The sequence below is a fragment of the Streptomyces sp. NPDC002156 genome (genome assembly GCF_053593675.1).
The window spans coordinates 32,061-57,849 of record NZ_JBSFDA010000057.1 but is presented as its reverse complement, the minus strand read 5'-3'; the positions used below and the strand labels follow the sequence as shown (position 1 = coordinate 57,849).

The following is a 25,789-nucleotide window of genomic DNA, read 5'->3' as shown; positions in this document are numbered from 1 at the left end:
GTCCGGCGTTTGAGGACGAGCGCGTTCAGCGCGATACGGGGGTTCGGGGGCGGAGCCCCCGAGGATGGGACGGGTAGGGGCGGCGGGGGCGAGGACCGGCCGTTCGGTCAGGCCGCCCCGCGGACCCCGCGTACCCGGCGCCACACGCCCGGCGCCGCGCTGATCGTCAGGGTCAGGGCGACCGCCGCCACCACGCCCTCCCAGGGCTCGTCGAACAAGGAACCGCCCAGGACGCCGATCAGCTGGTACGTCGCCGCCCAGGCCAGGCAGGCCGGGACGTCGCCGCGGGCGAAGCGGCGTACCGGCCACTTCGCGATCAGGCAGGCCAGCATCACCGGGATGCGGCCGGCCGGTACCAGCCGGGACAGCACCAGGACCGTCACCCCGTGCTCGCTCAGCCTCTCCTGGGCCTGTGCCAGACGGTCCTCGGGTGCCCTCGACTCGATCGCCGCCAGCCAGCGCGAACCGTTCTTCGAGCCCATCCCGCGCCGGCCCAGCCAGTACAGCGCCACATCGCCGAGGAACGCGGCCAGCGCGGCGACCGCGAACACCAAGGTCATGGCGAGCGGCGAGGTCTCGTGGAAGGCGACCACCGCCGCCGAACTCACCAGCGCCCCCGTCGGCACCACCGGCACCAGCGCCCCGATCAGCACCAGCAGGAACAGTGTCGGGTAGCCGATCGCCTGCCCGGCCGACCCCTGCCCCGAGGTCGCCGCGGCGGCCAGGAGCACGTTCACGGCGCGACCTCCAGGCGCACGCTCTCCCCGTGCTCCAGCCGGTGCACCTCGACCGAGGGCGCACGCTCCGCCGCGAGGCGTACGAACTCCTCACCTGGCGAATAGAACTCGTGGGGGCGCACGGCGTCCATCCCGATCGGCCAGTACGTGCCGTAGTGCACCGGCACGGCGGTGCGCGGCGCCAGCCGGGCCAGCGCCTCGGCCGCCCGCTCCGCGTTCAGATGGCCCTCGCCGAGGTACGGGCCCCAGCCGCCCACCGGCAGCAGCGCCACGTCGACCGGCCCGACCTCCTCGGCCATCGAATCGAACAGGCCCGTGTCCCCGGCGAAGTACGTCCGCGCCTCGCCCTCGATCACATAGCCGAGCGCGGGCGCCCGCTGCGGTCCGAAGTTCAGCCGCCGCCCGTCGTGCCGCGCGGACACGGCCCGTACGACCAGGTCACCGACCTTGGTGTGGTCCCCGGGGGCCACCTCCGTGATCCGCAGGTGCGCCAGGCGGCGCGTCAGGCCCGGCACCGCCTTCGGTGCGCCCCGGGGCACGATCAGGTGTGCGCCGGGCGCGAGGCGCGCGAGGGAGGGGACATGGAGATGATCGGAGTGAAGGTGGGAGACGAGCGCCACCTGCGCGCTCCAGGCGCCGGGCGGCGGCAACTCGCCCCGTCGACGGCGCAGATGGGCGAGCCGGCGCACGAACAGGGGGTCGGTCAGCAGACGTACGCCCGAGTCCTCGACCGTACAGGTGGCGTGCCCCCACCACGTGATGTCCACCGGCACCCCTTTGCCTCCTTCGCGCGACTCCCCGAAGACTACGGGCAGGAGTAGGGTCGGCGGGAAACCCGGGGCGAGTGGGGAAAACCCTGAGGTGAACGGGGAAGCCCGGAGCTTTGAGGGGGACGCCATGGGACACGCGCACGCCGCCTCCGGCCTGCCCGGCCAGCCGCCGCGGGTCACCGCGATCGCCAGCCTGACGCCGCTCGAAGAACTCGACGAGGAGCCGTTCCTCGTCGACTCCCGCAGCCAGCACGCGATGTGCGCCCGCTGGGCCGCCGAACATGGGTATGTCGTCACTCGTGAGTTGCTCGTCAACAGTCTGCGTCCCGACCACTCCGCCCTCTGGGACGGCGTCGAGCCCGGCCTCGACCTCTTCGTGGCGCCCAGCCAGCGGGTCCTGGAACAGGCGCTGACCTCGGTCGACGAGTTCACCGCCGAGTGCGAGCGGCGCGGGGTGCGGGTGGAGACCGTGGGCTGCGCGGAGCCGTCGTACGACGCCCAGATGAAGGCCCGGGTGCACCGTCGGCTGTCCATGCCGACCGCCGGGTACGACGGTCGCTGATCCCGCACAGGGCACGCCGGGCCGCGCCCGCCCGTTGTGACAGGGTGGGTGCAGGCCCGCCACGGGGACGGGCCGGGACGTGAGGTGTGCGGGCGTGGGTGCGGGGCCTTGGCGGCGGATCGCCAGCCAGATCGGGCGGAGCGTCGCGGTGTGGGCCGTGTCGACGCTCACGATGCTGGTGCTCGCGGGCATTCTGCCGGACTTCCAGATCCGGAGCGACGACGGCGACAGCGCCACCCGGATCGCGATCACCGCGGCCATCGGCGCCGGCGCCTTCGGTCTGCTGTCGGCCCTGGCGTGGCCGGTGCTGGTCCGGCTGCTGCTGCTCGTCCCCGCCCTCGTCCTGGGCCTGCTGGTCTTCTTCCTGAACGGCTTCCTGCTGCTCGTCGCCCTGCGGCTGACCCCGGCCGACCGCCCCGAGGTGGCGCCGGAGACCGCGGTGGTGGTCGCCGCGGTGATGTCCGCCGTGGCCTCCGCGACCGGCGCGGCCCTGGCCGTCCGGGACGACGACGCCTACCGCAGACGGCTCTACCGGCTCGCCGACCGACGCGGCACCGCACGGGCGCTCCCGGGTCCCACGACGCCCGGCGTGGTGTTCCTGCAGCTCGACGGCGTCGGCCACGACGTCTTGGAGCGGGCCGTGGAGAAGGGGCTGATGCCGACCGTGGCGGGCCTGCTGGACGCCACCCACCGGCTCACTCCTTGGCGTACCGACTGGTCCAGCCAGACCGGTGCCAGCCAGCTCGGCATCCTGCACGGCACCAACCACGACATCCCCGCCTTCCGCTGGTACGAGAAGGACAAGGGCGAGGTCATGGTCTGCAACCGGCCCACCAGCGCCGCCGAACTCCAGCGCCGGGCCGTCGAACGCACCGGAGACGGCGGCCTGTTGACCGTCGACGGCGCCAGCCGCGGCAACCTCTTCAGCGGCGGCGCCGACCAACAGGCCCTCGTGCTGTCCATCGCGGTACGGCGGCGCGGCCGGGAGAACCGTTCCCGGGCGGGCTACTTCGCCTACTTCTCCGACCCCGCCAACGCAGTCCGCACCGCCCTCTCCTTCGTCGCCGAGGTCGGCCGCGAGATCGGCCAGTCGACCAGGGCCCGGATGCGGGAGAAGCGCCCGCGCGTCGCCCGCGGAGGCCTCTACCCCCTCATCCGCGCCTTCGCGACCGTCGTCGAACGGGACGTGGTCGTCGCCGCCGTGATGGGCGACATGCTCGCCGGACGCACCGCCGTCTACGCCGACCTGGTCGCCTACGACGAGGTCGCCCACCACTCCGGACCGCACAGCCGCGACACGGAGAAAGTCCTCCAACGCCTCGACCGTTCCCTCGCGTTGATCGCGAACGTCGCCGAACACGCCCCGCGCCCGTACCGGATCGTCCTCCTCTCCGACCACGGACAGAGCCCCGGCGAGACCTTCCGGGGACGGTACGGCCTCACCCTCGGCGACCTGGTCCGGGCCGGCTGCGGACTGCCCGTACCGCGCAAGGCCCAGCGCACCCACAGTGGGGCCGAGGCACGGGCCGCCGTACGCGCCGCGCTGCGCAGGCCCGTCGAGGAGAACGGCGGGCAGCACGTGCCCACGGGCCGCAACTCCGAACCCCTGGTGCTCGCCTCCGGCAACCTCGGCCTGATCTCCTTCCCGGACGTGCATCACCGCATGACCAAGGAGGAGATCGACGCCCGTCACCCCGCGCTGCTCACCACACTCGCCAACCATCCCGGCGTCGGCTTCGTCCTCGTCCGCAGCGAGGAGCACGGCGGAGTGGTGCTGGGCGCGCACGGCGCGGAGATCCCGGTGGACGAGTTGGACGAGCCGGACGGCGAACACCCCGGCCCGCTGGCCGACTTCGGGCCCGGCGCGGCCGACGCGGTCCGCCGTACGCACTCCTTCCCGCACACCGCCGACATCATGGTCAACTCCTGGTACGACCCGGCCGAGGGCGAGGTGCTCGCCTTCGAGGAGCAGATCGGCTCGCACGGCGGGCTCGGCGGGGCGCAGGGCAGGCCCTTCCTGATGGCGCCGGTCGCGCTGTCCGCCGCGGTCGAGGACGGGGAGGAACTGGTCGGCGCCGAGCACATCCACCGCGTACTGCGCCGCTGGCTGCGCGAGTGCAACGGGCCGCAGGTGCCCCTGGAGGCGCCCCGGGATCCGGGGGACCAGCGGGCGGCCTGAGCCGGGGCAGTCGTGGTGGCCGGGGCAGCCGTGCCAGCCGGGCCGCCGAATAATCGGCTGCGCCCCCGCGCCTCCGTAGCCACACTGTTCGTACCGGACATCGCGCCCTTTGCGCGCACTCCGTCCTCTGCGAACCCCCTGGAGCTTTCTGTATGCAGGCTGCCGTCACCGTCACTCCCGCCCGGATTCCGGAGCTGCTGCTCGGTCTCGCGACCGTGCGGCCCGTGTTCCTCTGGGGTGCCCCCGGCATCGGAAAGTCTTCCCTGGTAAGGGAGTTCGCGGAGTCGCTGGGACTGGAGTGCGTCAGCCTGCTCGGTACCCAGCTGGCGCCGGAGGACCTGATCGGCGTACCGCAGATCCGGGACGGGCGGTCCGTGTTCTGTCCGCCGGAGGCCATCGCCCGGGACGAGCCGTACTGTCTGTTCCTGGACGAGCTGAACGCGGCCACGCCGGACGTCCAGAAGGCGTTCTACTCGCTGATCCTGGACCGCCGTATCGGCAACTACGAGCTGCCGAAGGGCTCGATCGTGATCGGCGCCGGCAACCGCGCCACCGACAACGCCCTCGCCCGGCCGATCGCCTCCGCCCTGATCAACCGCCTCGCCCACGTCCATCTTGAGGCCTCGCCGAAGGACTGGCTGGTCTGGGCCGCGAACAACGACATTCACCCATGGGTCGTGGACCACCTGACCGACCGGCCCGACCACCTCTGGTCCAAGCCGCCGAAGACCGAGGAGCCCTTCTCAACGCCCCGCTCCTGGCACATGCTCTCCGACGCCCTGCACTCCTTCGGGCCCGCGCTCGACGAGGAGACCCTGAAGGTGATCGCGCACGGCGCGCTGACACCGGCGCACGCCACCGCGTTCTGCGGGTACGTCAAGATCGTGCGCAGCCGGTTCGGCATCGACGCGATCATCAAGGGCGACGCGCGCTGGCCGCACCGCGTCGAGGACCGCGACCTGCTCTACTACCTCGCCGAGTCGTTCCGCGGGCGCCTGGTCAAGGAACTCCCCGTCAGCAAGGGGCACATGTCGCCGAACGGCCGCGAGGCCGCGTACCGCGCCAAGTCGCTGCTCGTGCAGCTCGCCGAGATCTCGGTGGAGGTCGCGCAGAGCGTCATCGCGTCCGACGCCGACGGTAACCCCCTGCTGCCCGCCTGGTTCCTGGTCGAGGCGGCGCGGGACATGCCCCGGCTGGTGGAGGCGCGTCGTTGAGCCGGGCGCGCAAGCAGGCGCAGAAGAAGAAGGACCTCGCGCGGGAGGCGTACGAGGCCGGGCTGGCCCTCGTACGCGCCAACCCGGCGCTCGGCTCGGTGGACTTCATCACCTGCCGGAACGAGGACTGCGTCCTCTCGCCCCGCGACGGACTGGTGTGCGTCGACTCGGACGGGGTGCTGCACGTCCACCCCACCCGGCGGGCCGAACCGGACGAGTGGGCGTGGGCGGTCGCGCACGGCCTCATCCACCTCGGCTTCGGACATGTCCCGGCGGCCAAGGGCGACCGTGTCCAGCCCGACCGCTACGACCTCGCCGCCCGCTGTGTCGTCGTCAACCGCTTCCTGCTCGGCTTCCCGGTCGGTACCGCCCCCGAACTCCTGCCGAGCGCCTACCCCGACGGTGACGAGGAGCAACTGGCCGCCCGCTGGCGGCGCGCGGGCTCGATCCCGGTCGCGTTCGAGCGCTGCGGTACGGCGGGCAGCGAGCCCGACCAGCGGCTCGAACCGTACGACAAGTGGGCCCCGGCGGTGCCCGACTGGCAGCTCGCCTTCGCCTCCGCCCTGACCCGCACCATGGCGACGGCGATGGACGTGGCGGGCGGCCGACGCGAGTCCATGTCCGACGACGCTGCTCGACTGCGGCCCTGGGAAAAGGCGTTGAGCTGGTTCGTCACCTCCTACCCGCTGCTCGGCGGGATCGCGGCGGGCATCAAGCTTGTCGCCGACCTCGAACTCGTCCACGCCCACGGCATCTCCGTCGCCGCCGTCAACGCGGAGGCGGGCGAGATCTACATCAACCCGCTGTGCCAACTGGACGACGAGGAATGGCGGTTCGTCCTCGCCCACGAGATGCTGCACGCCGCCCTGCGCCACGGCGACCGCTGCGGCACCCGCGACCCGTACCTCTTCAACGTCGCCTGCGACTACGTCATCAACGACTGGCTGACCGAGATGGACGTCGGCACCGCGCCCCAAGGGCTGCTGTACGACGTCGAGTTGAAGGGCCTCTCGGCGGAGGAGGTGTACGACCGGATCGCGACCGACCTGCGCCGGATGCGCCGCCTGTCCACCCTGCGCGGGAAGGGTGCCTGCGATGTGCTGGGCAGCCCGCTCGGCTCACCGCGCGACTACGTCGACCTCGACGAGTTCTACCGGCGCGGCCTCGGCCAGGGGCTGAACCTGCACGAGCAGCAGGAACGCGGGTACCTGCCCGGCGGGTTGGTGGAGGAGATCCGCGCGCTCAACCATCCGCCGCTGCCCTGGGACGCCCAACTCGCCCGCTGGTTCGACGAGTTCGTGCCCCGCCCGGAGCCCGTACGGTCGTATGCCCGCCCTTCCCGCCGCCAGTCCTCCACGCCCGACATCCCGCGCGCGGGGCGGTACTTCCCGCCCGAGGAGATCGCCCGCTGCACGTTCGGCGTGGTCCTCGACACCTCCGGGTCCATGGACCGGACGCTGCTCGGGAAGGCGCTGGGCGCGATCGCCTCGTACGCCGGCGCACGGGACGTACCGGCGGCGCGCGTCGTGTTCTGCGATGCCGCCGCCCACGACGCGGGCTATCTGCCGGTCACCGAGATCGCCGGGCGGGTCCGGGTGTGCGGACGCGGCGGGACGGTGCTCCAGCCCGGCGTCGATCTGCTGCACCGGGCCGACGACTTCCCGCCGGGGGCGCCCGTGCTGGTGATCACGGACGGCTGGTGCGACGTCCTGCGGGTGCGGCGCGAGCACGCCTATCTGATTCCGCAGGGTGCTCGCCTGCCGTTCACCGCACGGGGGCCGGTCTTTCGTGTGCAGTGAGCCGGAATCGCGCCGGAGTGTGATCGGATGGGGGGTACGGAACCCCGGCATCGGGACCACACGCGAAAGGAAGAACCGTGGCTACCACGCGCTCTGCACACACCGTCTGGGAAGGCAACCTGCTGGAGGGCAGCGGCGTTGTCACCTTCGACTCCTCCGGAGCCATCGCCGAGCAGCCCGTGACGTGGGCGTCGCGCGCCCAGGACGCGAACGGCAAGACCAGCCCCGAGGAACTGATCGCCGCCGCCCACTCCAGCTGCTTCTCGATGGCGTTCTCGCACGCCCTCGCCGGCGCCGGAACCCCGGCCACCAAGCTGGTGACCTCGGCCGACGTCACCTTCCAGCCGGGTGAGGGCATCACCGGCATCCACCTCATCGTGGAGGGCACGGTACCGGGCCTCGCCGAGGACGCCTTCGTCGCCGCAGCCGAGGACGCCAAGGAGAACTGCCCTGTCAGCAAGGCCCTGACCGGCACGACGATCACCCTGTCGGCCAAGCTCGCCTGACGTTCGTCGGGAGTTTTTCACGCCCCTGCCGCGCCCCTCGATGTCCGAGGTGCGCGGCATCGTCGTTTCCGGGTACCTCATAGGAGGGATCCGGAGGAAGGGGACAGCTATGGCGCGTGCGGTCGGGATCGATCTCGGGACCACGAACTCGGTGGTGGCCGTTCTGGAGGGCGGTGAAGCCACCGTCGTCGCGAACGCCGAGGGGGCCAGGACCACACCGTCCGTCGTGGCCTTCGCGAAGAACGGCGAGGTGCTCGTCGGCGAGGTCGCCAAACGGCAGGCCGTGACGAACGTGGAGCGCACGGCCCGCTCCGTCAAACGCCATATGGGCGACGGGGCTTGGCGGTTCCCGGAGCAGGGTTCCGTCGACGGCACCCGCTACCGCGCCCAGGAACTCTCCGCGCGCGTCCTGCAGAAGCTGAAGCGGGACGCGGAGGCCTATCTCGGCGAGGACGTCTCGGACGCGGTGATCACCGTCCCGGCGTACTTCGACGACGCCCAGCGCCAGGCCACCAAGGAGGCCGGGGAGATCGCCGGCCTGAAGGTGCTGCGGATCATCAACGAACCGACCGCCGCCGCCCTCGCCTACGGCCTCGACCGGGGCGAGGAACAGACCGTGCTCGTCTTCGACCTCGGTGGCGGCACCTTCGACGTGTCGCTCCTGGAGATTGGCGACGGCGTCATCGAGGTCAAGGCGACCAACGGCGACACCCAACTCGGCGGCGACGACTGGGACCAGCGGATCGTCGACCACCTCGTCAAACGCTTCAAGGGGCAGCAGGGCATCGATCTCGGCAACGACAAGATGGCGCTGCAACGGCTGCGCGAGGGCGCCGAGAAGGCGAAGATCGAGCTGTCGAGTTCGTCCGAGACGACCGTCAACCTGCCCTACATCACCGCGTCCGCGGATGGCCCGCTGCACCTTGAGGAGAAGCTGACGAGAGCTCAGTTCCAGGAACTGACGGCTGACTTGCTCGACCGCTGCAAGACTCCCTTCAGTCAGGCGATCAAGGACGCGGGGGTGAAGCTCGCCGCGATCGACCATGTGATCCTGGTCGGCGGTTCGACCCGGATGCCCGCCGTCACCGAACTGGTCAAGGAACTCACCGGCAAGGAACCGCACAAGGGCGTCAACCCGGACGAGGTCGTCGCGTTGGGCGCCACCCTCCAGGCGGGTGTCATCCGCGGCGATGTGAAGGACGTCCTGCTGCTCGACGTCACCCCGCTGTCCCTCGGTATCGAGACCAAGGGCGGCATCATGACCAAGCTGATCGAGCGCAACACGACCATTCCGACGCGGCGCTCGGAGATCTTCACGACGGCTGCCGACAACCAGCCCTCGGTCGGCATCCAGGTCTATCAGGGCGAGCGTGAAATCGCCGCGTACAATAAGAAGTTGGGCGTCTTCGACCTCACCGGGCTGCCGCCGGCGCCGCGTGGCGTGCCGCAGATCGAGGTGGCCTTCGACATCGACGCCAACGGGATCATGCATGTCTCGGCGAAGGATCTCGCCACCGGCCGGGAACAGAAGATGACCGTCACGGGCGGCTCGGCGCTGCCCAAGGACGACATCGACCGGATGATGCGGGAGGCGGAGCAGTATGCCGACGAGGACCGTCGGCGGCGGGAGTCGGCCGAGACGCGTAACCATGCGGAGCAACTCGTGTACCAGACGGAGAAGTTCGTGCGGGACAACGAGGAGCGGGTTCCTGCGGAGGCGAAGGCGGAGGTTGCCTCGGCTGTTGCCGAGGTGAAGGGGTTGCTCTCGTCGGAGAGTGACATCAGTGCGCTTCGGGCTGGTGTCGAGAAGCTTGTAACTGTTAGTCAGCGGATGGGGCAGGCGATGTATGCGCAGGCTTCTTCTCAGCAGGAGGACGTGTCTCCTGCTGAGGAGGAAGGCGTGGTGGATGCGGAGATTGTTGATGACGAGCGGGAAGCGGGGGGTGGTGACGGGAAGGGGCCGGGGGTGTAGGTGCGTTGCGGAGTGCGGGTGTGTTGTGGCTGGTCGCGCAGTTCCCCGCGCCCCTGAAGGAAGCGCTCCGCGCTCCTTCAGGGCTTGCGGGCCACGCCCGCGTACACCGGGACGATTCCTTCCGCCTGGGCCGCTACGTCCTCCGGTTCCGGGCGCCAGCCGTAGACCGGGATCACGCCGGGGCCGAGTAGTTCCAGGCCGTCGAAGAAGTGGTGGAACTCGGTGAGGGGGCGGGGGAAGAAGGGGGTGCCGCTGCGGCGGAAGTGTTCGGCCGCCTTGGTGATGGCCTCGGGGCTGAGGTCCGGGGTGACCTGGGAGAGGATCAGGTAGCTGCCCGGGGCGAGCGCGTCGACGTACGTCTTCAGGAGGCCGTGCACGTCGTCGCCGTCGGGGTCGTCACTCAGGTAGTGGGTCAGTGCGACCAACGACAGTGCGATGGGCCGGGTGAAGTCCAGGGACTCGGCGGCCAGGCCCAGGATCTTCTCGGGGTCGCGGGCGTCGGCGTGCACGTAGGCGGTGGTGCCCTCGGGTGTGCCGTGCAGGAGGGCCTGTGCGTGCCGCAGGACGATCGGGTCGTTGTCCGCGTACACCACCTTGGACTCGGGGGCGACGCTCTGGGCCACCTGGTGCAGGTTCGGCTCGGTGGGGATGCCCGTGCCGATGTCCAGGAACTGGCGGATCCCGGCCTCGGCGGCGGTCCGTGCGGCCCGCTGCATGAAGCGGCGGTTGGCGCGTGCGCCGCGCAGCACCGTGCCGTCCACGGCGAGGATCTTCCGGGCCAGCTCCTCGTCCACCGGGTAGTTGTCCTTGCCGCCGAGCCACCAGTCGTAGACCCGGGCCGGGTGCGGTCTGCTGGTGTCGATACGGGCGGCTGCGCCCTCGGGTCCGGTCATGCCGTCTGTGCTCCTGAGTCCTGGGTCCTGTGTCATGGCTTCGGTTCGCGTGAGGGGGTGGGGTGGGGGGACGTGGAGCAGGTGCTGTGGGGTCAGTAGCCGTCTCGGCACTCGGCGATGATCTCTTTCGTGCGCTGGGCCGATGCCGCGCCCGCCGTCATGTGGTCCAGCACCTCCAGGTGCGCGGCGACCTCGCGGCGGGAGTCCAGATAGAGCGCACCGGTCAGATACTCGGTGTAGACCATGTCGGGCAGTTCGGGCTCGGCGAAGCGGAACAGTTCGAAGGGCGCCGACGTACCGGGATGCGGGCCGTCCCTGAACTCGGCGACCTGGATGGTGACATGGCCGCTCTCCGACACGTCGAGGAGCCGGTCCAGCTGCTCGCGCATGACCTCGCCACGGATGCTCACGGGCCGCCGCAGTACCGTCTCGTCGACGATCACCCAGAGGTGGGGCGGGTGTTCGCGGGTCAGCAGCTTCTGCCGGGCCATCCGCAGCGACACATGCCGTTCGACCGCCTCGGGGCCCGTGTGCCCGATCGTCCCGGCCTCCATGACGGCACGCGCGTACTCCGGGGTCTGCAACAGGCCGGGCACGAAGTGGGGTTCGTACGACCGGATGAGTCGGGCGGAGCCCTCCAGGCTCACATGCAGACTGAACCAGTCCGGCACGACATCGGCGAACCGCTGCCACCAGCCGGGCTCGTTCGCCTCCTCGGCCAGGTCCACGAAGACGGACACCTCGTCCTCGGGCACGCCGTACGCCGTCAACAGCGCATGGACGTACGGGATTTTGAGGGCGACCTCGGCCATCTCCATCCGCCGTACGGTCGCCGAGGCCACCCGCAGAACCCGCGCGGCCTCTTCCCGCTTCAGCCCGGCCGCCTCGCGCAGCTCCTGGAGCCGTCTCCCGAGCACCACTTGGCCCACGGTGGGCGCAGCCCGCCGCTCACTCACGCCACGCCTCCCCTACGCGCCGAAGTACAGCGAGCAGTGTGTCACGTTCCGCTGCCGCCTCGACAGGTTCGAGCCATGGAGATGCGGCGCACTGCGGTCCGGAACCCGGGCTTCCCCCATTTGCCGGGGGCCATCGTCAACTCATCATCGAGTGCAGGTACTTGGCCGTCGCCGGATCGGCCGGGAGGAGTGTCTCGATGGCCAGCTCGGCGACGGTGATGTCCATCGGGGTGTTGAAGGTGGAGATCGACGAGATGAAGGAGAGCAGCCGGCCGTCGTGCTCGATCCGCATCGGGAGCGCGAGCTGGGGCATGGGGTCGGTTGTCCGGTCCGCCGGGGTCTCCTCCTGCTCCGGTACCGGGTACGCGGCGACCTCGTCGTACAGCGCGCGCAGCGGCGGCGAGCGGTGCAGGGCGATCTCCCGTTCCATCTGGGCCAGCAGGTGCCCGCGCCACTCGCGGAGATTGCGGATGCGCGGGGCCAGGCCCTCCGGGTGCAGGGTCAGACGCATCGCGTTGATCGGCGGCGTGAGCAGGGACTCCGGGAGGCCGTCGAGCAGCATCAGGATGCCCCGGTTGGCGGCCATGACGTTGTACGTGGCGTCGACGACGAACGCCGGGTAGGGCTCGTACCCCTGGATCAGCCGCTCGACGCCGTCGCGCAGGGATTCCAGCGCCGGGTCGTCCAGGGGGGTCTCGCGGTAGCGCGGGGCGTAACCGGCGGACAGGAGAAGGGCGTTGCGTTCCCGGACCGGGACGTCCAGGTGCTCCGCGAGCCGCAGGAGCAGTTCCTCGCTCGGGCGGGAGCGGCCCGTCTCCACGAAGCTGATGTGGCGGGCGGACGAATCGGCCCGCAGCGCAAGTTCGAGCTGACTGACGCGCCGCCGCTCCCGCCAGGCCCGCAGCAGCGGCCCGACTCCCTCGTAGGCCGTGTCCACGGGGCTGCTGGGGCGGGCGGTGCCGCCGGTGGGGACCCTGGTCATACGGCGACGGTAGCCGAGAGGCCGGCCGGTACCCTCCTGACCTGGGCCGGAAGGCGCGGACTGTGGCACGCTGGGAGAACACCCCACCATCGTGGAAGGAGCGTGGCCATGCCTGTCGAACCGCTGTCGCAGAAGGAGATCGAGGACCGGCTGGCGGAACTGCCGGGCTGGTCGCTCGACGGAGACCGGATCGCCCGCTCCTACCGCCTCGGCTCGCACTTCGCGGCGGCAGCGCTGGTCCTCCACATCGCCCAGGTCCAGGAGGAACTGGACCACCACTCCGACCTCACCCTCGGCTACAACACCGTGTCACTCACCGTGAACACCCACAGCGTGGGCGGTGCCGTCACGGACCTCGACTTCGAGCTGGCCCGCAGAGTCGAGGACCTCGCACCGGGGCACGGGGCGAGCTGACCGGGCCACAGGATCACGATCGTGCTGGACTACAGCCAGGAGGCCGAGCGGTACGACGCCCTGCGCGGCGGCGAACCCAGGGCCGCCGCAGCGGCGGACGCCGTGCTGAGCCTCGTACCCGAAGAGGCACGCAGCCTGCTCGACGTGGGATGCGGTACGGGCATCGTGACCCGGCGGCTCGCTGCCGCGCGGGCCGGGATGCGGGTGGCGGGCGTCGACCTCACCGACGCGATGGCCAGACGGGCCGCCGCCCGGCTGCCCGGTGCCGTCGTACTCGCCGACAGCCGCCGACTTCCCTTCCCGGACGGCCAGTTGGATGCGGTGACCAGTGTGTGGGTGCTGCATCTCGCCGGGCGGCCCGAGGACGTCGGGGCCATCATCGGGGAGTGCGCGCGGGTGCTGCGGCCGGGCGGCGTGTACGTCACCACCGTCGACAAGGGCGCCGCGCACAACGTGGGCAGCGACATCGACGCCGTACTCGCATCGCGCCCCTGGCGCGCGGCACCGGACACGGCGGCTGTCGTCGAGGCGCATGCCGTCGGGCACGGGCTGGTGCCGGCCGGGGAGGCGCGGTTCCGTGGGTGCGGGCAGGGGCGCAGCCCCCGGCGGGCCGTCGCCGACCTGCGGCGCGGCTGGTTCATGACGCTGCCGCCGGGCCACCCCCTGGCCGACGGCTTCGCCACCCGCCTGGAGGCCCTGCCCGACCAGGACCTGCCCCGCCCGGACCCGGTGTTCACTCTGCGGGCGTTCCGGAAGCAGTAGCCCTCGGGCCGGTGACTCGGCTGAAGGCCATCGTCCAGTTGGTCACCCAGGTCGGCCGCGTACGTTCCGGGTCGACCAGATCCTTGAACTGGCGGCGTGCGGTGAGGAGTTCGAGCGGCCCGAGGGTTCGATCTCGCCGCGTACCGGACGGCGTATCAGCGGGACCTCCACGACCGGCTCTAGCGCGACGAGGCGGTGGTGCGGCCGGCGGGGACCGCCGGACGCGCCGTCGAGGCCAACGGCCGTACGAATGAAGAGGGTCGGACCCTGGCGACGGTACCGATCGAGTCCGTCGAACTCGGCGCACCAAGGCGGCAACTCCCTTGCGGGCAGCGGCGACTGAGGGGTGGAACCCGTCCGTCCCCCCGCAGGAGGTAGGTACCGTGCAGCACCCGCAGCCGCACGCACAACCCCATCCCCCCACCCCGATCCGTACGAGACGCCGGACTCTCCTGGCCGCCGTGACCGCCGGAGTCCTCGCCGCCGCCGGGCTGATGTCGCTCTCCGCCGCACCGGCCGAGGCCGCCACCGCCCGCCAGGTCGAGGCGCTCGACCGGGGTGTCGTCAGCGTGCACGTCGACAGCGGCAACCTGGTCAGCTGGCGCTGGCTCGGCACCGACCCGAACGACGTGTCCTTCAACGTCTACCGGGCCGGTACGAAGGTCAACTCGACGCCGATCACCGGCTCCACGAACTACTTCCACTCCGGCGCGCCGTCCCAGGCCGACTACACGGTCCGGGCGATCGTCGGCGGCGTCGAACAGGCCGACTCCGTCCACGCGATCCAGTTCCGCACCGGATACAAGGACGTCCCGATCACCCCGCCCGCCGGCGGCACGACCCCCGACGGGGTCGCCTACACCTACGAGGCGAACGACGCCTCGGTCGGCGACCTGGACGGTGACGGCGCCCTCGACTTCGTACTGAAGTGGCAGCCCACCAACGCCAAGGACAACTCCCAGTCCGGGTACACCGGCAACACGATCGTCGACGGGATCAGGCTCGACGGTACGCGGCTCTGGCGCATCGACCTGGGCCGCAACATCCGCTCGGGCGCGCACTACACACAGTTCCAGGTGTACGACTACGACGGCGACCGCAAGGCCGAGGTCGCCATGAAGACGGCGGACGCGACGGTCGACGGGACGGGCGTCGTCATCGGCAACTCGGCGGCGGACTACCGCAATTCGAGCGGCTACGTCCTGTCCGGCCCCGAGTACCTGACGATGTTCAACGGGCAGACCGGCAAGGCGATGGGGACGGTCGACTACGTCCCGGCGCGCGGCACCGTCTCGTCGTGGGGCGACTCCTACGGCAACCGGGTCGACCGATTCCTCGCCGGCACCGCCTACTTGGACGGCGTCCGCCCGTCCCTGATCATGGCGCGCGGCTACTACACCCGTACCGTGCTCGCGGCCTGGGACTGGCGCAACGGGGCGTTCACGCGCCGCTGGACCTTCGACTCCAGCTCATCCACCAACACCGGCAAGGGATTTGACGGCCAGGGCTCGCACAGCCTGTCCGTCGGGGACGTCGACGGTGACGGCAAGGACGAGATCGTCTACGGGGCGATGGCTGTCGACGACAACGGCAACGGCCTGTGGACGACGAAGACGGGTCACGGCGACGCCCAGCACCTCGGCGACCTGGATCCGGCGCACGCGGGCCTGGAGTATTTCAAGGTGTCCGAGTCGACCTCCCAGCCGGCCGAGCTGTACATCAACCCGGCCAACGGCACGGTCAATTGGAGCCTCGCCGCCTGCTGCGACAACGGTCGCGGAGTCGCCGGGGACATCTGGGCGGGCAACGACGGGGCGGAGGTCTGGTCGGCCTCCGACTCGTCGATCCGCGACGAGGCCGGCGCGACGAAGGGCCGCGAACCCTCCTCCGTCAACTTCCTCTCCTGGTGGGACGGCGACCCGGTCCGCGAACTCCTCGACGGCACCCACATCGACAAGTACGGCACATCCTCCGACACTCGCCTGCTGACTGGCGCGTCCGTCCACTCCAACAACAGCACGAAGGCCACCCCGGCCCTCTCCGGGGACCTCTTCGGCGACTGGCGCGAGGAGGTCGTCTGGGCGACGAGCGCGAACACGGCCCTGCGCATCTACTCGACGCCGGTCGAGACGACAACGAAGATCACAACTCTCCTGCACGACACGATGTACCGCACGGGCATCGCATGGCAGAACACCGCATACAACCAGCCCCCACACCCCAGCTTCTTCATCGGCAACGGGATGCCTACGGCACCCAGGCCGACGGTGTACACGCCGTGACGTCGTGAGGGCGGCCGCCCGCGTGCTCCGGGCGGCCGCCGCTCACTCCTCGGGAGCTCGGTCTTGCCGTTCTCGTCGAGGGTGTGGGTCTCCCAATAGACGTCCCACTTGTCGCCGACGTGCTCGGGGACCTTGCCCTCCGGGTAGCGGGCGTATCCCTTCGGCGGCTCCTCGCCGTTGGGGACACAGGCGCTGCCGGTGCTCCCCACGGCGAGGACCGGATACTCGTCGCCGCCGCAGCTCGACTCCTCGATCGAGCAGCCGGTCAGGACGGCGGCGGCTACGCCGGTCATGGCGAGGAGCGACAGAAGACCGGTTCGGCTGGTCCTACGCACAGGTGACTCCCTCTTGGTGTTGTGTGCGACCAGCTTGTGCGACATGAAGAATCCCGGCATGAGCACGCGTACTCAGAAGCTTGGGGATGGAGGGCGCGTACCGCCCCAGGTACGCGCCCTGCGTGCTCAGGCGACCGTGCAGGCCTGGTCGCCCACCTTGAACGCCGTCGGCTTCCCGTTCGCCCCCGACCAGCTCCCCGTGAACCCGAAGCTCACCGACGAGCCCGCCGCCACGTTCGCGTTCCAGTTCACGTTCTTCGCTGTCACCGCCGCGCCAGACTGGGTGTACTCGGCGTTCCAGAGTTGGGAGACGGTCTGGCCGTTCGGGAAGGACCAGCCAAGTGACCAGCCTGCCCAGGCAGTTGTGCCCGTGTTGCTGAGCTGTACGTCCGCCTGGAAGCCGCCCGACCACTCGCTGGTCACCTTGTACGTCACCGCGCAGGCGCCGGTCGGAGTCGGATCCGTACCGCCCCCGCCACCGCTCGAGTCCGACGACTCGCCGTAGACGACACCCCGCCCGTTGGTCGCCACGTACACGCGCCCGTACACCCTCGGGTCACCGGTGATCGCCGCGCCCGTCCAACCCCACTGGTGGGCATCGTCGTTGATGCGGGTCCAGGTCGCGCCCTTGTCCGTGGAGCGGAAGATGCCGCGTACGCCGGCGATCTTCGCGCTCGTGTAGAGGGTCTGGTACGTCGCACCCGTCGCCGCCTTGCCGAAGCCGATCGTGTCGGCCTGCTCGACGTTCGACAGCTTGGTGAAGGTCGTACCGCCGTCCGTGGAGTGCCACAGGCCGTACGCCCCGTCCGTCGCGCCGCCCGCCAGCCAGATGTCGCCCTTCGTGCCCGGAAGTGCCTTGAAGCGCACGCTGTCGCCGGCCGGGAGGCCTGTGGCGGCCGATGCCGTGAACGTCGCTCCGCCGTCCGAACTCACGTAGAACTTGCCCGACTTGAAGCCGTAGAAGGTTCTTGGGTCCACCCGGTCCGACTCCACGATCGCGCCCGCCGGGATACCCGTCGACGCCGACCACGAATTGCCGAAGCCGGTCGCGTACTGCACGCCCGTGCCCGTCGGGCTCCACACGAACCGGCTGCCGTCCGACGCCGACGCGATCGTGCCGCCGCCGCTGACGCCCGAAGGGTCCGTCCCGGCAAACCAGTTGGCGCCGTTGTCCGTCGAGAACGCGACATGCGGACCCGAGTCCAGGTTGCCGACGCGGGCCACGATCCCCGGGTTGGTCTCGGCGTAGTCGAGGCTCGTCGTGGAGGTGAAGTTCGGTGAAGTGAACATCATCGAGGGGACCTTGGTGAGATCCGTGTGCCGGAAGCCGCCGATGTCGCCGAGCGCGCTGAGCAGCACGGCGCCGCCCGACGGGGGAGCCGCCAGGTCGTTGACCGCAGTCTCCTCCAGGCCCTGGACCATCGGCTTGATGCTGAACTGGCTTCCGCTGTCCCAGTTCGTGAGGTTCTCCGTGCCGTAGATCGTCGCGCCCGTGCCGTACATCATGCGGTTCGAGTTGAACGGGTCGATCTCCAGCGACTCCGTCATCCACCCCAGTTTCGGGCTCTGTTCGGGCGGTGACGGGTTCGCGCCGAAGGTCAGCCAGGGCGAGGACGAGACGTCCATCGTGAAGCGGTTCGAGCGGTTGGGGTACGAGGTGTAGTCCCAGGCCTTCGTCCAGGTGCCGCCGCTGTCCGTGGAGCGGAAGAGCTGCGTGTCCGGCCACCACGAGCTGTACGCCGTCGCCATCACCGTGCCCGGCTTCTGCCGGTCGATCGTCAGCCCGCTGAAGCCGTAGTAGGTGTCCGCCTCCGCGACCGGGCTGATGTTCGTCCAGGTGCCGGTCGCCGTCGCGTACCGCCACAACTGGCCCTTGCCACCGTCGTACGGGCCGCCCTTGTCGCTGTACGGCAGATACAAGTAGCCGTTGGTGGCTTCCAGTACGCCCTTGTGGGCCAGATAGCCGGTGGGCTGGCCGGCCACCCTCGACCAGGTCGCGCCCGCGTCCGTCGAGCGGTACACCGCGTTGTCCTTGTCGGCGACCCCGACATAGATCGTGCGGGTCGCGCTGCCCGCCGTCCCCGTCGACTCGTCGAAGGTGACCCAGACGATCCCCTGGTTGTCGCTGGCGTACCCGCTGGTGTCGGTCGGATCCTGCGCGTAGTTGCCGACGTTGGGGAAGTCCGCCACCTGCGACCAGGTCGCCCCCGAGTCCGTCGACCGCCACAGGCCCTTGCCGCTGGGCGCGCCCAGATACAGCACGCTGTTCCTGTTCGGGTCGACCGCGAGCCGCTCACCCATGCCCCGGCCGGGCATGTTGCCGCCCAACTTGAAGGGCAGATCGGCACGTTGCCAGCTCGCGCCCCGGTCACCGGACCTCAGCACGGCGCCGTTTCCGGGGTCCCAGCTGTTCGTGTACGTGCCGACAGCCGCGTACACCTTGTTCGGATCCACGGAGTCGGAGGCGAGACTGACCACCCCGGTGTGCCCCCAGCGGTCCCAGCCGACCGAGTCCAGCAGCGGGGTCCACGTCTTCGTCGACTCCTGCCAGCGATAGGCACCGCCGATGTCCGTGCGCGCGTACGCCAGGTTCCGCTCGCTACGGTTGAAGACGATCCCGGGGACGAAACCGCCCCCGTCGATCCGGGCGTTCTTCCAGGTGTACGTGTCCGCGGCGAGCGTCACCTCAGGCGCACTCGGGGCCGCGAGAGCAGACGGACTGCCCGCCAACAGGCCTGCGGCCAGGGCCAGTACGGCGGTGAGGATACGGGTTCTTCGCACGGGGGGTCCTTTCCGGGTGGGGGATTCGGGAAGGTGGGTACGGGGGTGGTAAGCGCTTTCCCCGTAGGGCGAGAGTTGCCGGGCGACCCCCAGTGCGGGAAGGGGCCGCCCGGCGCGGTACGCGGAACTCAGGTCCAGGTGGACCTGACGGGGGCTATTCGAGAAGCTCCGCGTACGAACCCATGGCGAGGGCTATGTCCGCCTGGGCCCAGAACCGGTGATAGGTGAACGAGGGCGCGGCGCCGCCCGCCAAGTACGCCTCGATCTTGGACCAGTTGGGGTCGTCCTCGTAGAAGGAGCGGATCGAGTCGAACGTCGACGACGAGTTGATCGCGTCGCCGTTCGGCATCGTGCCGGTCCAGCCCGACGGCACGTAGACACCGTCGTCGAAGCGGTTGTAGTCCGCGCGAGTCTCCGGGACGGCGATGCCCAGGGTGTCCTGGTGGTTGGCCCACATGCCGTCGAGGAGTGCCTTCGCCGTCGTCGCCGCCTCGGTGTCACCGGAGCGGTCGGCGTAGTACGTCAGCGTCTTCGCGTACGCCGCCGCCACACCCACGTCGTTCGTGTAGTCGGCGACGGTGACGTGAAGTCCCGTGTTGGCGCCCGGAGTCGACGCGTTCCAGGTGTCGGGGGCGCCCGACCACTGGAGTGTCGACGGGATACGGTATGTGCCGTCCGGGTTGATGGTCGTCTTGGACAGCGCCCAGTCGACCCACTTGTCCAGGACGGTCTTCGCCGCCGCGTTGCCCGTCTGCTGGTAGTACTCGGCGACCCGCTCCATGGACCACGCCTGGAAGCCGAACCACTGGTTGGACGGCGGGTCGTGGTACACCGGCTGCTGGTCGTAGTACATGCCGTAGAAGGTCGGCGTACCGGCCGGCGGAGTCGCGTAACGCCCCGCCCAGCTGTTGGTCGCGCCGCCCGCGATGCCGCCTTCGTTGGACTGGAGCCAGCGGTAGAACTCGATCTGCCGGGTCAGGGATGTCGCCCAATCCGCCTGCCCTGTCGCCGACTTGGGCTTCAGGTCGGCGTACGAGCTGAGCGCGTAGGCGGCCAGGGGGTTCTGGTAGCCGCCGTGCGTGTGGCTGGAGCCGATGCGCCAGGCCCAGCCCGCGGCGGTGTCGGTGGCGCCGCCCCACGCGTAGTACCAGGACATCAGATAGTGCGAGGCGTCCTTGCCGGCACCGGCCGGGCAGGTCGTCGGTCCGACACAACTCCCTATTTTCTTGAAGTACTTGTCGTACATGGAGTAGCGCAGATAGTCGCCCATCTTCGCGGCCTTGCCGACGGTCGCCGAGACATCGGCGCCCTTGCCCTGCTGCTTCGCCCAGATGTCGGCCCAGTAGGCGGCCTGCACGGCACGCGCGTCGGCGTCCGGGGCGTTGGTGAACTTCCACTGCTTCGCGTACGACGCGTCGCCGGTGAACAGGTCCAAGTACCCGTTCGTACCGCCGTACTTGAAGGCGTCGCAGGTCGGCTGCGGAACCGTCTCCCACACCGATTCCTGCGGTCCGCGCTGGAAGGTGTTGATGTAGGAGGGGCCGGTGTCCGCCGGACCCGCCTCGCACTTGCCGGGCGAGTTGCCGTAGCCGTAGACGTTGTCGACGTCCTGCAGCCAGTGCATACCGTAGACGTCGTCCGTGCCGTACGCGGTCTTCAGCTCGGCCGCGATCGGGTCGGTGCCGACCGAGACGGCGGTGTTGAGCGCGGCCGGGTACTGGCTCGGCAGGTCGTACTCGGGTGCGTACGTCGCCGGCTTCGACGCGTTGTAGAAGGAGTTGGTCGGCTGGTCGGCGTGGGTGGGGATCATGTACTGCTCCATGATCGACCAGGCGCCGTTGAACTTGCTCCAGTCGCCCGTCACCTTGCCGTACATGGCCTGGAGCCACAGGAGGTAGCTGTACGCCTCCGACGTGGTCTCATGGCCGTGGTCCGGCGCCTCGACGATCAGTGTCTCCACCGAGTGGTAGGGGATGCCCTCGGGGGAGAAGTAGCCGCTCGCCGGGTTGGTGATCTTGCCGTAGAGGTCCAGGAAGCGGGCGTCGTACACCTTCGAGGCGGCCAGCTCGGTGACGGTGACCGTCGCCTTGGCGTGACCGGTGGCCGTCGAGTCGAAGGCCGCCGATCCGGTGCCCGTCGCGTTGGCGGTGATGGTCACCTTCTGGGCCGTGTTCCAGTTGGCCGACGTGAAGGTGAGCGAGGCACCGCCCGTCACCGACAGGCCCGTGTTGCCGCTCGCGCGAGCGGTTGTCACGGTCACGTTGGCGCTCGGCTGCGTCGACAGCTTCACGTCGTACGTCGCCGACTGGCCCTGCTGGACGCCGAGTTGGGTCGGTACGGCGACCACGGCGGGACCCGAGGCGACCGTGATGCCGACCGGCGTGGACGGCGCCGAGGCGCCCAGGCTGTCGTATGCCTTCGCCAGCAGCGAGTGACTGCCCACGGCAAGGCCGGTGGCCGAGTACGTGTACGGCGCGGTCGTGTCCGTGCCGAGCAGCGTCGTGTCGTCGTAGAACTCGACCTTGGTGATCGTCGCGCTGTCCGCCGCCGCTGCCGTGGCCGCCATCGGCACCGCGTCACCCTGCGAGTAGACGGCGCCCGCGGCCGGGCTGGTCAGCACGGTCACCGGCGGCTGGTGGGCCCCCGCGCAGGTCGTGCCGTTGATGGCGAACGAGGTCGGCGCCGCGTTGGAGCCGCTGTACGTGAACTGCCCGCCGGTGCTGACCGCCGCGCCGGCGGCGATCGTCGCGTTGTACGTGGCGTTCTGCACGGTGACCGTCTGGCCGGACTGGGACCAGGTGCCGTTCCAGCCATTGCTGAGCCTCTGGTTGCCCGCGTAGGCGTACGTCAGTGTCCAGCCGTTGATGACGTCCGTACCGCGGTTGGTGATCGTCACGTCCGCGGTGAAGCCGGAGCCCCAGTCGTTCGTCCTGTAGTCGACGCTGCACTGAACTGCCGCCGCCTGTGCGGGAGTTGTGCCTGTTGCGAGCATGGTCAGGGGGAGGGCGAGGGCCGCCACGACAGCGGTCCAGAACCGCCGCGTGACGCGGCGTCTGTGTCGGGGGTGCATGGTGCTGGTTCCTCCTAGCGGCTCGGAGGTGCTCGTGGAGATGTGGGGAGGAGCAACAAGCCTTGAACCAGTGGGAGCGCTCCCATAGTGGGGAGAGGTGTGTCAAGGGTCAAGGTGTTTGAAGAGTCGAAAAGATTCGACGGCGACATCTGATGGAAACACGTCAACCCCTCTGTCCTTTACCGTCACTTGGCGCTAGTTTCATTGACACCAGTGGGAGCGGTTCCATCAGTCGACGCGTCCGTCACGACGCGCCCGATCTGCAAGGAGTCGCTCATGCGACACCCCCCGCGTTCAGGTCTTTTAGTCGTGCTCGGCGCCGCCGTCGCCCTTGTGGGCACCGCGGTCGCGCCGGTCCTCACGGCGTCGGGAGCCACCCCCGCGTGCACGGTGGAGTACTCGGTCACCAGTGAGTGGGACGCCGGCTTCCAGGGCTCCGTCAAGGTCACCAACAACCTGGCGGCGCTCAGCAGTTGGAGTCTCACCTTCGACTTCGGCGCAGGTCAGAAGGTCACCCAGGGCTGGAACGCCAAGTGGTCCCAGTCCGGTGTCACCGTCACCGCGGCCAACGAGAGCTACAACGGCTCGCTGGGCACGGGCGCGAGCGTCAGCGCGGGGTTCCTCGCCTCACGGTCGGGGAGCAATCCCGTACCGGCGTCGTTCAGGCTCAACGGGACGACGTGCAACGTGGATTCGGAGCCCACCCCGACTACCGGTCCGACCTCCACCCCGACGCCGACTCCGTCGCCCTCCGATCCGCCGGTCCCCGAGGACGGACCGCCGGCTCTGCGCGTGTCGGGCAACAAGCTCGTCGACTCCGGCGGCGCCACCCGGCGGCTGCTCGGCGTCAACCGCTCCGGCGGCGAGTTCGCGTGCGTCCAGGGCAACGGCATCTGGGACGGACCGGTCGACGACGCCTCGGTGAAGGCGATCGCCGACTGGAACGTCAACACCGTACGCATTCCGCTGAACGAGGAGTGCTGGCTCGGACTGTCCAACATCAGGCCCGAGTACGCGGGCGCCAACTACATAGCCGCCGTCAAGGACCTGGTGGCCAAGGTGAAGGCGCACGGCATGACGCCGATGGTCGAGCTGCACTGGACCTGGGGCCAGTACACCGGCAACTCGGCCGGCTGCTCCGACGTACACGCCAGCTGCCAGAAGCCGATGCCCAACATGCAGTACACGCCCGCCTTCTGGACCTCGGTCGCCAACACCTTCAAGGGTGACCCGGCCGTCGTGTTCGACCTGTTCAACGAGCCCTACCCGGACCGCGCCACCTCCACGGCGGCCCAGGCCTGGACCTGCTGGCGGGACGGCGGCACCTGTCCCGGCATCGGGTACGAGGTCGCCGGTATGCAGGATCTGATCGACGCGGTCCGGGCCACCGGCGCCCAGAACGTGATCCTCGCCGGCGGGCTCGCCTACTCGAACGACCTCAGCCAGTGGCCGGCGTACAAGCCGACCGACCCGACGGGCAATCTCGCCGCCGCCTGGCATGTCTACAACTTCAACTCCTGCTCCAACGAAAGCTGTTGGGACTCGACACTCGCGCCGGTCGCCGCCCAGGTCCCGCTGGTCGCGGGCGAGATCGGCGAGAACACCTGCGCGCACTCCTTCATCGACCGGGTCATGAAGTGGTTCGACGACCGCTCCCTGTCGTACCTCGGCTGGACCTGGAACACCTGGAACTGCGCCACCGGCCCGTCCCTGATCTCCGGTTACGACGGCACACCCACGGCCTTCGGCATCGGACTGCGCGACCACCTGCGCGCCATCGGCTAGTGCTTCAACTCCCCCTTATGGCAAGGCGCTTCTCACCCCACCCGGAAGACAACCGGAACACGAGAGGACACCCGCACTCATGAGCCGTACCAGAACAGCGATCCTCGCCGCCATGGCGCTGGTCGCCGGTGCCACCGGCGCCGCCGTCGCAGCCGCACCGGCCGACGTCGGCATCGCCGCGATCCCCTGCACCGTCGACTACAAGGTGCAGAGCCAGTGGAACACCGGCTTCACCGCAGCCGTGACGGTCACCAACAACAGTGCGGCCAAGTCGAGTTGGGCCGTGAAGTGGTCGTACGCCGGCAACCAGCAGGTCACCAGCGGCTGGAACGCGAAGATCACCCAGAGCGGGACAGCCGTGACCGCCGCCAACGAGACCTACAACGGCACGCTCGCCACCGGGGGTTCGGTGAGCTTCGGCTTCAACGGCAGCTACAGCGGCACGAACGCGCTCCCGACCACCTTCACCCTCGACGGCGTCACCTGCAACGTCGACGACGGCGGCGGCACCGACCCGGATCCCGGGACGCCGTCCAACCGGGTCGACAACCCGTACGCGGGCGCCCGGGTGTACGTGAACCCGGAGTGGTCCGCGAAGGCCGCCGCCGAGACGGGCGGCAGCCGGATCTCCAGCCAGCCCACCGGTGTGTGGCTCGACCGGATCGCCGCGATCAACGGCGTCAACGGCGGGATGGGGCTGCGCGCCCACCTCGACGCGGCCCTCCAGCAGAAGGGCACCGGCGAACTCGTCGTCCAGCTGGTCATCTACAACCTGCCAGGACGCGACTGCGCCGCCCTCGCCTCCAACGGCGAACTCGGCCCGACGGAGATCGACCGCTACAAGACCGCGTACATCGATCCGATCGCGGCGATCCTCGCGGACACCAAGTACGCGGGTCTGCGCATCGTCACGACCGTCGAGATCGACTCGCTGCCCAACCTCGTCACCAACACCGGCAGCCGGCCCACGGCCACGCCCCAGTGCGATGTGATGAAGGCGAACGGCAACTACGTCAAGGGCGTCGGCTACGCGCTCGGCAAGCTCGGTGACGTACCGAACGTCTACAACTACGTCGACGCCGGCCACCACGGCTGGATCGGCTGGGACGACAACTTCGGTGCCTCCGCCGACGTGTTCAAGCAGGCGGCCACCGCCGAGGGCGCGACAGTCAACGACGTGCACGGGTTCATCACCAACACGGCGAACTACAGCGCCCTGAAGGAGAACAACTTCACCATCAACGACACCGTGGCCGGCAAGTCCGTCCGCGAGTCGAAGTGGGTGGACTGGAACCGGTACACCGACGAGCTGTCCTTCGCGCAGGCCTTCCGGAACCAGCTGGTGACGGTCGGCTTCCCGTCCGGGATCGGCATGCTGATCGACACGTCTCGGAATGGGTGGGGTGGCGCTGCGCGGCCCGCCGGGCCCGGTGCGACGACGACTGTCGACACGTATGTCGACGGTGGGCGCTATGACCGGCGCATCCATGTCGGGAACTGGTGCAACCAGTCCGGGGCGGGTCTGGGTGAACGGCCCACGGCTGCTCCGGCCACCGGGATCGACGCGTATGTGTGGATGAAGCCTCCGGGGGAGTCGGACGGGTCCAGCACGGCGATTCCGAACGACGAGGGCAAGGGGTTCGACCGGATGTGCGACCCGACGTATACCGGTAACCCGCGGAACAACAACAACCTGTCGGGGGCGTTGGCGAACTCGCCGCTTTCGGGGCACTGGTTCTCCGCGCAGTTCCAGGAACTGATGAGGAACGCGTATCCGGCGCTTTGAGTTC

General features: G+C 69.7%; 18 protein-coding genes and 1 pseudogene. 11 read left to right on the top strand and 8 right to left on the bottom strand.

Annotated features, from left to right (window positions below):
* Positions 1 to 107: 107 nt before the first annotated feature.
* Both ACWCRB_RS23380 and ACWCRB_RS23375 read right to left on the bottom strand, forming a co-directional pair.
* Entirely contained in the window at positions 108 to 737 is a 630-nt protein-coding gene (locus ACWCRB_RS23380) for a DedA family protein (RefSeq protein WP_450997887.1), read from the bottom strand.
* Positions 734 to 1,510 carry an MBL fold metallo-hydrolase gene (locus ACWCRB_RS23375; protein WP_450997886.1) on the bottom strand — a complete coding sequence of 259 codons (777 nt, stop codon included), beginning with the start codon at positions 1,508 to 1,510 and terminating at the stop codon, positions 734 to 736. The genes ACWCRB_RS23380 and ACWCRB_RS23375 overlap by 4 nt, the downstream gene beginning before the upstream one ends.
* Positions 1,511 to 1,634: 124 nt before the next feature.
* Here ACWCRB_RS23375 and ACWCRB_RS23370 point away from each other — a divergent pair, with 124 nt between their 5' ends.
* From ACWCRB_RS23370 to dnaK, 6 genes are all read left to right on the top strand, one after another.
* Positions 1,635 to 2,069, top strand: a complete 435-nt coding sequence (locus ACWCRB_RS23370; protein WP_450997885.1) for a hypothetical protein — start codon at positions 1,635 to 1,637, stop codon at positions 2,067 to 2,069.
* A 94-nt stretch (positions 2,070 to 2,163) separates the two neighbouring features.
* Positions 2,164 to 4,248: an alkaline phosphatase family protein gene (locus ACWCRB_RS23365; RefSeq protein ID WP_450997884.1), complete on the top strand. Its 2,085-nt coding sequence runs from the start codon at positions 2,164 to 2,166 to the stop codon at positions 4,246 to 4,248.
* 152 nt (positions 4,249 to 4,400) lie between these two features.
* The gene (locus ACWCRB_RS23360) at positions 4,401 to 5,462 is read left to right on the top strand and encodes an ATP-binding protein (RefSeq protein ID WP_450997883.1); all 1,062 of its coding nucleotides are present in this window, start codon (positions 4,401 to 4,403) and stop codon (positions 5,460 to 5,462) included.
* Positions 5,459 to 7,261, top strand: a complete 1,803-nt coding sequence (locus tag ACWCRB_RS23355) for a vWA domain-containing protein (protein WP_450997882.1) — start codon at positions 5,459 to 5,461, stop codon at positions 7,259 to 7,261. Before ACWCRB_RS23360 ends, ACWCRB_RS23355 begins: the two co-directional genes overlap by 4 nt.
* Before the next feature lie 77 nt (positions 7,262 to 7,338).
* Positions 7,339 to 7,767 (top strand): OsmC family protein, encoded by a 429-nt coding sequence (locus tag ACWCRB_RS23350; RefSeq protein WP_369031282.1) that lies wholly within the window; start codon positions 7,339 to 7,341, stop codon positions 7,765 to 7,767.
* A gap of 109 nt (positions 7,768 to 7,876) precedes the next feature.
* Complete coding sequence (gene dnaK / locus ACWCRB_RS23345) at positions 7,877 to 9,739, top strand: molecular chaperone DnaK (RefSeq protein ID WP_450997881.1); 1,863 nt, start codon at positions 7,877 to 7,879, stop codon at positions 9,737 to 9,739.
* Between the two features lie 77 nt (positions 9,740 to 9,816).
* Here the strand turns inward: dnaK and ACWCRB_RS23340 are convergent, their stop codons facing one another.
* From ACWCRB_RS23340 to ACWCRB_RS23330, 3 genes are all read right to left on the bottom strand, one after another.
* Complete coding sequence (locus ACWCRB_RS23340; RefSeq protein ID WP_450997880.1) at positions 9,817 to 10,632, bottom strand: SAM-dependent methyltransferase; 816 nt, start codon at positions 10,630 to 10,632, stop codon at positions 9,817 to 9,819.
* A gap of 92 nt (positions 10,633 to 10,724) precedes the next feature.
* Positions 10,725 to 11,588 carry a helix-turn-helix domain-containing protein gene (locus ACWCRB_RS23335; protein ID WP_450997879.1) on the bottom strand — a complete coding sequence of 288 codons (864 nt, stop codon included), beginning with the start codon at positions 11,586 to 11,588 and terminating at the stop codon, positions 10,725 to 10,727.
* Between the two features lie 136 nt (positions 11,589 to 11,724).
* Complete coding sequence (locus tag ACWCRB_RS23330; protein ID WP_450997878.1) at positions 11,725 to 12,570, bottom strand: helix-turn-helix domain-containing protein; 846 nt, start codon at positions 12,568 to 12,570, stop codon at positions 11,725 to 11,727.
* 108 nt (positions 12,571 to 12,678) lie between these two features.
* Here ACWCRB_RS23330 and ACWCRB_RS23325 point away from each other — a divergent pair, with 108 nt between their 5' ends.
* The 3 genes from ACWCRB_RS23325 to ACWCRB_RS23315 all read left to right on the top strand — a co-directional run bounded on the left by ACWCRB_RS23325 (position 12,679) and on the right by ACWCRB_RS23315 (position 16,028).
* On the top strand, positions 12,679 to 12,984 hold the full coding sequence (locus tag ACWCRB_RS23325) for a 4a-hydroxytetrahydrobiopterin dehydratase (protein ID WP_450997877.1): 306 nt from the start codon (positions 12,679 to 12,681) through the stop codon (positions 12,982 to 12,984).
* Positions 12,985 to 13,005: 21 nt separating this feature from the next.
* Positions 13,006 to 13,746, top strand: coding sequence for a class I SAM-dependent methyltransferase (locus tag ACWCRB_RS23320; protein WP_450997876.1), 741 nt, complete (start codon positions 13,006 to 13,008; stop codon positions 13,744 to 13,746).
* Between the two features lie 383 nt (positions 13,747 to 14,129).
* Positions 14,130 to 16,028, top strand: coding sequence for a rhamnogalacturonan lyase (locus ACWCRB_RS23315; protein WP_450997875.1), 1,899 nt, complete (start codon positions 14,130 to 14,132; stop codon positions 16,026 to 16,028).
* Between the two features lie 50 nt (positions 16,029 to 16,078).
* On the opposite strand, the pseudogene ACWCRB_RS23310 reads toward ACWCRB_RS23315, so the two are convergent.
* The 3 genes and pseudogenes from ACWCRB_RS23310 to ACWCRB_RS23300 all read right to left on the bottom strand — a co-directional run.
* Positions 16,079 to 16,321: pseudogene (locus tag ACWCRB_RS23310) on the bottom strand (SCO0607 family lipoprotein); the annotation flags it as partial.
* Between the two features lie 168 nt (positions 16,322 to 16,489).
* Positions 16,490 to 19,144 (bottom strand): cellulose binding domain-containing protein, encoded by a 2,655-nt coding sequence (locus ACWCRB_RS23305; protein WP_450997874.1) that lies wholly within the window; start codon positions 19,142 to 19,144, stop codon positions 16,490 to 16,492.
* Positions 19,145 to 19,298: 154 nt separating this feature from the next.
* Positions 19,299 to 22,214 carry a glycoside hydrolase family 48 protein gene (locus ACWCRB_RS23300; protein WP_450997873.1) on the bottom strand — a complete coding sequence of 972 codons (2,916 nt, stop codon included), beginning with the start codon at positions 22,212 to 22,214 and terminating at the stop codon, positions 19,299 to 19,301.
* A 276-nt stretch (positions 22,215 to 22,490) separates the two neighbouring features.
* On the opposite strand from ACWCRB_RS23300, the gene ACWCRB_RS23295 reads away from it, so the two are divergent.
* Entirely contained in the window at positions 22,491 to 23,999 is a 1,509-nt protein-coding gene (locus tag ACWCRB_RS23295) for a cellulase family glycosylhydrolase (RefSeq protein ID WP_450997872.1), read from the top strand.
* Between the two features lie 79 nt (positions 24,000 to 24,078).
* On the top strand, positions 24,079 to 25,785 hold the full coding sequence (locus ACWCRB_RS23290) for a glycoside hydrolase family 6 protein (protein ID WP_450997871.1): 1,707 nt from the start codon (positions 24,079 to 24,081) through the stop codon (positions 25,783 to 25,785).
* The last annotated feature ends 4 nt before the right edge of the window (positions 25,786 to 25,789 follow it).